The organism is Mariprofundus micogutta, from assembly GCF_001895085.1.
GTDB lineage: Bacteria > Pseudomonadota > Zetaproteobacteria > Mariprofundales > Mariprofundaceae > Mariprofundus > Mariprofundus micogutta.
In genome coordinates this window covers 1-7634 of record NZ_BDFD01000033.1, presented here as the reverse complement: position 1 = coordinate 7634, position 7634 = coordinate 1, and the positions used below count along the sequence as shown (strand labels likewise).

Annotated in this window: 6 protein-coding genes; 3 read left to right on the top strand and 3 right to left on the bottom strand. The window is 39.8% G+C overall.

What is annotated here, in order from left to right; all coding sequences use genetic code 11:
- Positions 1–213: 213 nt before the first annotated feature.
- Both MMIC_RS12045 and MMIC_RS12040 read right to left on the bottom strand, forming a co-directional pair.
- Positions 214–483 carry a hypothetical protein gene (locus MMIC_RS12045; RefSeq protein WP_072660726.1) on the bottom strand — a complete coding sequence of 90 codons (270 nt, stop codon included), beginning with the start codon at positions 481–483 and terminating at the stop codon, positions 214–216.
- 34 nt (positions 484–517) lie between these two features.
- Entirely contained in the window at positions 518–970 is a 453-nt protein-coding gene (locus tag MMIC_RS12040; RefSeq protein WP_072660725.1) for a helix-turn-helix domain-containing protein, read from the bottom strand.
- Positions 971–1380: 410 nt separating this feature from the next.
- Between MMIC_RS12040 and MMIC_RS12035 the strand changes: the two genes are divergently transcribed.
- The 3 genes from MMIC_RS12035 to MMIC_RS12025 are packed head-to-tail and all read left to right on the top strand — an operon-like array spanning position 1381 to position 7290.
- On the top strand, positions 1381–4431 hold the full coding sequence (locus MMIC_RS12035; RefSeq protein WP_072660724.1) for a type I restriction endonuclease subunit R: 3051 nt from the start codon (positions 1381–1383) through the stop codon (positions 4429–4431).
- Entirely contained in the window at positions 4425–6059 is a 1635-nt protein-coding gene (locus MMIC_RS12030) for an HsdM family class I SAM-dependent methyltransferase (protein ID WP_072660723.1), read from the top strand. Before MMIC_RS12035 ends, MMIC_RS12030 begins: the two co-directional genes overlap by 7 nt.
- Positions 6052–7290, top strand: coding sequence for a restriction endonuclease subunit S (locus tag MMIC_RS12025; protein ID WP_072660722.1), 1239 nt, complete (start codon positions 6052–6054; stop codon positions 7288–7290). The genes MMIC_RS12030 and MMIC_RS12025 overlap by 8 nt, the downstream gene beginning before the upstream one ends.
- Here MMIC_RS12025 and MMIC_RS12020 read toward each other — a convergent pair whose 3' ends face one another.
- Positions 7291–7479, bottom strand: a complete 189-nt coding sequence (locus tag MMIC_RS12020; RefSeq protein ID WP_072660721.1) for a hypothetical protein — start codon at positions 7477–7479, stop codon at positions 7291–7293.
- Positions 7480–7634 lie beyond the last annotated feature (155 nt).

Genomic DNA, 7634 nt, shown 5'->3' with positions numbered 1-7634 from the left:
TCGTTTCCACTGTGATCACTCCTGTTTTTTCCTCCAACTAAATCATTAGCTGGGGATACTACAGGGGGGTCAAATTTGGACGCTGATTTACCCCTCTAGGGGGTCAATTTTGAACGCTGAATAACATGCAATGGACTCAAAAACCCTTTGTTTGCAACAGTTTCCCATTGCATCTAATCGGATGCAATGGGGATGCAATGGGTGCAATGGGAATTAATCTGTTATTTTGTAGTCTTTTGGATTGAATGTTTTAGGGGCAATCTCTTGTTTCTTGAGAAAATCATAAATGGCTTTTCGAGATACATCGCACTGTCCCGCAATATTGCTGATGGATACCCCCATCTTCAATCGCTTCACAATCTCATCTTTATAAAGGTCTAATTTACTTCCTTCAGGTCTTCCCTGTGGCTGAGAATCTGCTTTGGCAACCGCTTTTTTAGCGATATTCTTAATATTTAATATTTTTCTTTGAGCCTTTGCCATTATGATTATATATCCAAAGTTGTTTAGTTAAATATTATATTTTAGTTGCAGTTTCATCCTGCGGGGTCATCACTTCTTCAAGTTTACCCTTCTCTTCCTTTACGGTTTCAGCCTCAATCTCTGGAAGCTTGTAATCTTCTGGATGAAAAGAATTCGGGTCGATATTGTGCTTCTCAAAAAAGGTGTAAAGGGTCTGTCTGGATACATCACACTGTCCAGCAATTGTGTTAATAGGAATACCGATCTGTACTCGTCTTGTGATTTCGGCTAAGTAAGGATCAAGATGACTTTTTGCTGGTCTGCCTCTTGGTTTTTTTTTCACGACAGGCTTTTCCTTCTTCTGAAGTTTCCAGTCGTTGCGTCTGATGTAGTTGTAGATGGTCGCTTTGGTTTTACCAGTGGCCTCGGCAATAGCGTTCACATCTTTACCCTCATCAATTAATGCTTTGATTTGAGTCCTGAGTTCTTCATCAATCAGTCTTGCCATAACAAGAACTATAGTTTTACTTTGCAGAATCGTCAAGTTGCGAAGTATAAAAATAAGAGTAGACAAAAGTGTCCAAATAGTGTATAATAATTCTACTGAGTGATTCTCCCTTTTCCTATTCCGTCCTCACTCAGTAATGCGCAAAAACAAGGAGTCTCGAAAGAGGCTCCTTTATTGTTTCTGGATAGAATACATAATGTTTTACTTGACGTTTATGTTAACTTAGTTTATAAGTAATTATCGGTTCAGGTTCTCTTTCATTTTCCTGTTCCCGTTTCTTCAATTGGTCTTGTGGAAATAAAAAGGGAGTCTCTTTCGAGGCTCCCTTTTCTATTGTAAAACTAATTTCGATGTCGCTACTCGCAGTTCTAATATTTTAGGCTATAGTCACCCTTGGGGGGTAGCAAACAATGAAGTTCAATGAAGATTCACGAGTAAAAATACCCTCTATTTTACACTTAACACGCCTGAACTATGATTATCTTTCCCTGCGTGATGCTTCTTGGGATGAAAACACAAACATTTTCACTGATATTTTCAAAAGTAGCATAGGACACATTAACCCTGACCTTGATTCAAGTGATGTTAGTAGACTGCTTGAAGATGCAACTCTTGCATTGGATAACGAGGATATCGGTAAAGCATTTTATGAAATGCTAACCAGTCGATCTGGTGCAAAGCTGATCGACTTTGAAAACTTCGATAACAACACGTTCAATGTTGTGACCGAATTAACCTACAAGAACGGCGACGAAGAATTCAGACCTGACGTTATTCTGCTGATCAATGGTATGCCTTTGGTATTCATTGAAGTGAAGAAACCGAATAACAAGGAAGGTATTCTGGCTGAACAAAAGCGGATCAAGGTTCGCTTTAAGAACGACAAATTCAGGCGCTTTGTGAATATCACGCAGCTGATGGTGTTCTCGAATAACATGGAATATGACGATGAATCACCCCTTCCCATTGAAGGTGCCTTCTATGCTTCGTCTTCATATTCAAACCCGATCTTCAACTACTTCCGTGAAGAAAGGCGCGATGAAGTCTCCGCCTCGATCAAAGAACTGGATGACGCTGTTGAAAACTTTGTCCTGAAAGACAATAACCTAACAGGGATCAAGCATAGTCCTGAATTCACTACGAATAAGCATATCAACACGCCTACCAACCGAATCCTGACTTCCCTATTCAGCAGAAATCGACTCGCTTTTATACTCCGTTATAGCTTGGCTTATGTGAATGACACTTTAGGCATCCAGAAGCACGTAATGCGCTATCCTCAATTGTTCGCTTCTCAAGCTATCAAGAAGAAGCTGGAAGAAGGAATTCGTAAGGGAATCATCTGGCACACTCAGGGAAGCGGTAAGACGGCCTTGGCATATTATAACGTCAGCTATTTAACCGATTACTTTCACTCAAAAAAGATCGTTCCGAAATTCTACTTTATAGTTGATCGCATCGACCTGTTAACACAGGCACACAGGGAATTCAGAAGCCGTGGCTTAAAGGTTCATACAATCAATTCGCGAGAAGGCTTTGCCAAAGACATTAAGACGAATACCGCTATTCATAATCTTTCAGGAAAACCAGAAATCACCGTTGTAAACATTCAACGTTTTGCAGATGACCCTGATGTAGTGAAGACAAAAGACTACGATGTCGGCATTCAGCGGGTGTACTTCTTGGATGAAGTGCATCGCTCGTATAATCCGAAAGGAAGCTTCTTAGCGAACCTGAATCAGTCAGACCCTGACGCAATTAAAATTGGTTTAACTGGCACACCGCTTCTCGGTGATGACTACAATTCAAAATCCCTGTTCGGGGATTATATTCACAAGTATTACTATGACTCTTCGATTGCCGATGGATATACGCTTCGACTAATCAGGGAAGATATTCAATCGAACTATAAAATGGCGCTCCGTAAGGCTCTGGATGAAGTTGAAGTCATTCAGGGTGACGGCGACAAGAAGCTTGTCTATGCACACCACAAGTTCGTTGAACCGATGCTGGATTATGTTGTTACTGACTTTGAATTCAGCCGCACTGCAATGGCTGATTCAAGCATCGGCGCAATGGTGATCTGCGATAGTAACGAACAGGCTGAAAAGATGTACGAAATATTTCAGGCTAAATATGGTTCCATTACACCTTTTGAAACAGATTCATACGACGAGTCTCTGAAAGAACAGAACCGTGTAAAGACTGCAGCACTTATCCTCCACGATGCAGGCACCAAGACTGACCGAAAGGATTTGGTGGACGAATTTAAAGCAGGCAAGATTGACCTTCTGATTGTTAATGCAATGCTGCTTACTGGCTTTGACGCTCCAAGGTTAAAGAAGCTGTATGTTGGACGTGTCATCAAGAAGCACAACTTGCTTCAGGCGCTTACCCGTGTAAATCGCTCGTACAAAGAATTCCGCTATGGATACGTTGTCGATTTTGCTGATATTCGCTCCGAATTTAAGGCTGCGAATGAAGCCTACTTCAAAGAGCTTCAGGAAGAACTTGGCGATGAAATGCAACACTATTCAAACCTCTTCAAGTCCCAAGAAGAGATAGAACAAGACATTGAATCAATCAAAGACATCCTGTTCAAATTCAACACTGAAAATGCTGAATTGTTCTCTCAACAAATCACGCAGATTCAGGATAAACAACAAGTTCTTGAAATCAAAAAAGCTCTGAACAATGCCAAAGTTCTTTATAACCTGATCAGGCTCTCAGGAAATTTCGATCTTCTTGATAAACTCGACTTCCAAAAAATCAATGTGCTTTACCGTGAAGTCAGTAATCATTTGGACAATCTGAACCTAAAAGACAATCTGGCAAACAGCACACTGTCATCAAACCTGCTGAATGCGGCTCTGGAAGATGTCGTGTTCCAGTTCACAAAGATTGGCGAAGAAGAACTGATTCTTGCTGACAAGCTTAAGAATACACTTCGCAAAACAAGGGAAGGACTTGCTGGAAACTTTGACCCGAAAGACCCTGAATTCATTTCGCTAAAGGAGGAATTAGAACGACTATTTCACAAGAAAAAACTTAGTGAAGTGTCACAGGAAGCGATGCACCAAAATATTGATAGCCTGAACGATATTTATGATCGTGTTCAAAACCTGAATCGCAGAAATGAAATGATTAGAATGAAGTACAACAACGATAAAAAGTATGCTCGTATTCATAAGCGCCTAATGGAAAATGGCGACTTCAAAGGACAGGAAAGGCGCGTCTTTGAAGCGTTGATGGGGGTAAAGCAATTGGCTGATGAACGTGTGCTTCTGAATGCTCAAGTGCTGAATAATGAAAGTTACTTCCAGACAATGCTCACAAGAGTTGTCATTGATCAATTTAAAACGAAGCAACACATCACCCTGACTCCTGATTCTTCAAAGTTTATCAATGGGTTAGTGGTAAGAGAATATATGAACGAATTTAACGGAGTGAGTGAATGGTAACAACCGAATTTGTCCAAAAAACAAAGGAGCTAATCGATAGCCTGAAAGGTATCTGTGCTTCTCACGGACTCGGCAATGATGCGGGTGAATTCAAGATTATCACCCAAGTTTTCCTATACAAATTCATGAACGATAAGTTCGCCTATGAGATCAAGAAACTGGATAGCAACATTGCTCAGACGGATAATTGGGAAAAAGCTGTCGCTGAACTTAGTCCTGATGATTATGAAATGCTACTTTTGCAGCTTGCAGAAGATACTGCGCGCCTCAAGCCTGAACACTTCATCTCTTACCTTTCAACAAAGCAAAATGCTCCCGACTTCGCAAAGCTGTTCGATGACACTTTGCGGGACATTGCAATTACGAATAACGATATATTCTCCGTAAAGACCGAAGGTGGTTCCAAGATCACCCTGTTTGATCGCATTAGCGAAACGATTACCGATGAATCGAAACGGGATGTATTCTGTCGAGCCATCATTAACAAGCTTGGAATGTTCAGTTTTGAGCGCATCTTCAATGAAAAGTACGACTTCTATTCCACGATCTTTGAATACCTAATCAAAGACTACAACAGCGATAGTGGCGGCAAGTATGCCGAGTATTATACCCCTCACGCAGTTGCAAAGATTATGGCAGCGATTCTCGTCCCTTCTGATCAACGTGGAAAAATTCAGAACGTTACTTGTTACGATCCGTCTGCAGGTTCAGGTACTCTGCTAATGAATCTAGCTCACGCTATCGGTGAAGATCGCTGTACGATTTATTCGCAGGATATATCCCAAAAGTCCTCGAACTTGCTCCGCTTGAATCTGATCTTGAATAACCTTGTTCATTCGATTCAGAACGTGGTGCAAGGTGATACCCTTCTGACACCGTATCATAAGAAAGGTAATGCACTCGCTAAGTTTGATTATATCGTATCAAATCCCCCCTTTAAAACAGACTTTAGCGACACACGTGATGACTTAGATTGTAAGGAGAACAATGATCGGTTCTTTGCAGGAATTCCAAAGGTACCACCGAAAGAGAAGAATAAGATGGCTATCTATCAGCTATTTCTTCAACATATTATGTATTCACTGAAACCTAATGGTAAGGCAGCAGTTGTTGTTCCAACAGGCTTTATTTCTGCACAACAAGGTATCGACAAGAAGATTCGAGAAGCCTTAATTAAGCGCAAAATGCTTGCTGGTGCTGTATCTATGCCAAGTAATATTTTTGCAACAACAGGAACAAATGTTTCTATTCTATTTATCGACACAAACAACAAAGAAAATGTAGTTCTTGTTGATGCCTCTAATTTAGGTGAAGAATGGAAGGACGGAAAAAACACAAAAGTAGTTTTAAAGCCTAGTGAAGAAAAACAAATCATTGATGCATTCAACGCGAAGTCAGTGATCGAAGGATTCTCGACAGTTGTGCCTTACTCTGACTTTGAGGAAAAAAACTATTCATTCAGTGCCAGCCAATATTTTGATATACCAATTGAATATGTGGATATTACCGCCGAACAGTTTACAGCCAAAGTTGAAAATTACAGTCGCAACTTGGATATATTATTTGAAGAATCAAAGGCTATTGAATCTGAGATTAAACTTATGATCGGAAAGATTTCGTATGACTGATAAGAAAACAGGAATTCGATTTGGTAATATTGCTACTTTCAGAAATGGGCTGAACTATAATAAAGAAAGTAAAGGTAAAGGATGTTTATTCATTGGAGTCTCGAACTTCCATGCTGGATTAGAACCAAAATACGATGAACTAAGTGAAATTAACCCTACTGGCATAGCATCTGAGGAAGATTACCTCCAGAAAGGGGATATATTATTTGTTCGATCTAATGGCAACAAAAGGCTTGTAGGTAGAAGTCTATTTGTTGGTAAAAACATAGAAGCATTATACTCAGGATTTTGCATTAGAGCGCGAGTTACTTCCAATAAATTCTCAGCAAAATTTTGTGCCTACTTCACTAAAACGAAAAGATTTAGAAGCCTTATCACTCCTGCTGGCAGCACTAACATTAACAATTTAAATCAGGGAACATTAGGGAATGTAATACTTCCTCAATTTAGCCTTAAAGAACAACAAAAAATTGTAGATACACTTTATTTATTCGATGCCAAAATCAACCTGAACAACCGCATCAATGCTGAACTAGAATCGATGGCTAAAACCATCTATGACTACTGGTTCGTACAATTCGACTTCCCTGACGAAAACGGCAGACCTTATAAGTCTTCTGGTGGCAAGATGGTTTATAACGAAGTGTTAAAAAGGGAAATTCCTGAAGGGTGGGGTGATGATTCACTTTGGAATATAGCAGATTATTTCAATGGGTTGGCGATGCAAAAACACAGACCTGCAGGTAAAGACTTTTTAAGAGTGATTAAGATCAAAGAGATGACTGAGGGCTATTCTAGTAAAACAGAGAAGGCATCTCCTTCAATCAATCCCAAAGCAATTGTTGAAAATGGCGATGTTCTTTTCTCTTGGTCAGCAACACTTGAAGTTCAAATTTGGAGCAAAGGTAAAGGCGCACTAAATCAACATATATTTAAAGTGACTTCTGAGAAATATCCAAGGTCATACTATTATTTTGAACTAAAAAATTATTTACGGCACTTTAAGATGTTGGCGGACAAACGTAAAACAACGATGGGACATATAACTCAAGATCATTTAAAGCAAAGTCGAGTGGTCATTCCTCCTATCACGCTTATAGAAAGGCTAGATGAAAAGCTTAAGCCTATATTTTCACAACATATGCTTTTAGAACAAGAGAATCGGCAGCTTATTGAACTCCGTGACTGGCTCCTACCTATGCTTATGAATGGGCAGGTGACAGTTAAATAATCAATTTGTTGGAGGTTGAACCGCAGTCTTTTCATTTGATTGCTGTTGCTGTTCGGTATGCTTTTTCATTCCATTTTTTAATATTTCAAGAAAAGTGTGATTCCTGCACTCAGCATCAGCTACAATTGAATCAAAAGACATCACAAAAGTTGGCGTAGGAACTGTTTCACCATTTGGTCGTTCGGTCACAAACTCCTGTGTTATTCAGCGTTCAAAATTGACCCCCCTGTAGTATCCCCAGCTAATGATTTAGTTGGAGGAAAAAACAGGAGTGATCACAGTGGAAACGAAAGCAAAAGTAAGGCGGGATTTTTACGTCCATAAGAAGAGCATCAAACAGATTG

Bases quoted from the DNA above. Each gene is read 5' to 3' on its own strand.
- MMIC_RS12045 (WP_072660726.1), bottom strand. From the start codon at position 483: ATGGCAAAGGCTCAAAGAAAAATATTAAATATTAAGAATATCGCTAAA.
- MMIC_RS12040 (WP_072660725.1), bottom strand. From the start codon at position 970: ATGGCAAGACTGATTGATGAAGAACTCAGGACTCAAATCAAAGCATTA.
- MMIC_RS12035 (WP_072660724.1), top strand. From the start codon at position 1,381: ATGAAGTTCAATGAAGATTCACGAGTAAAAATACCCTCTATTTTACAC.
- MMIC_RS12030 (WP_072660723.1), top strand. From the start codon at position 4,425: ATGGTAACAACCGAATTTGTCCAAAAAACAAAGGAGCTAATCGATAGC.
- MMIC_RS12025 (WP_072660722.1), top strand. From the start codon at position 6,052: ATGACTGATAAGAAAACAGGAATTCGATTTGGTAATATTGCTACTTTC.